Consider the following 788-nt stretch of genomic DNA (forward strand, 5'->3'; position numbering starts at 1 on the left):
TCGTTGCCACCGGCAAGATTGATGTCGCTGATGTTGATACGACTGACACGCACACCTGGACCGTAAACAACGACGGCAAGGGTGCTTATGGTTCGTTCTCGGTCGATGGGTCGGGCAACTGGACGTACAACCTCGACAACGCCAACAAGACCGTTCAAGGTCTGAAGTCCGGCGAATCGATCACCGAAACTTTCACCGTGACCGTCAACGACGGCAACGGCGGAATCGTCGACAAGGCGATCACGGTCACCATCAACGGTACGGATGACGGCGCCATCATCACCCCGGCTCAACCGGGTGATGACAAGGGTTCGGTCACCGAAGACGGTACGCTTACGACCGGCGGCAAGCTGGAAGTGACCGATCCGGATGCAGGTCAAGCSGTCTTCCAAACGCAGACCAACGCAGCCGGTCAGCACGGCACCTTCTCCATCGACGCCGATGGCAAGTGGAACTACACCCTGACCAATAACGACCCAGCCGTTCAAGGCCTGGGCGCGGGCAAGACCCTGACGGAGACGTTCACCGTCACAACGGCGGATGGCACGACGGGTCAAGTGGTCGTCACGATCGTCGGTACGAACGACACCCCCGTTCTGACCGGCAAGGCTGACGGTGCGGTTACCGAAGACGGCACGCTCGTTGCCACCGGCAAGATTGATGTCGCTGATGTTGATACGACTGACACGCACACCTGGACCGTAAACAACGACGGCAAGGGTGCTTATGGTTCGTTCTCGGTCGATGGGTCGGGCAACTGGACGTACAACCTCGACAACGCCAACAAG

Annotated in this window: 1 protein-coding gene; it reads left to right on the forward strand. The window is 59.0% G+C overall.

The window, feature by feature from the left end; genetic code table 11:
• Window positions 1-788 (forward strand): VCBS domain-containing protein (locus AC1DB0_RS29810; RefSeq protein WP_476758825.1); only part of this gene is annotated, 788 nt, incomplete at both ends.

It is taken from the genome of Achromobacter sp. 10T422 (assembly GCF_056394065.1).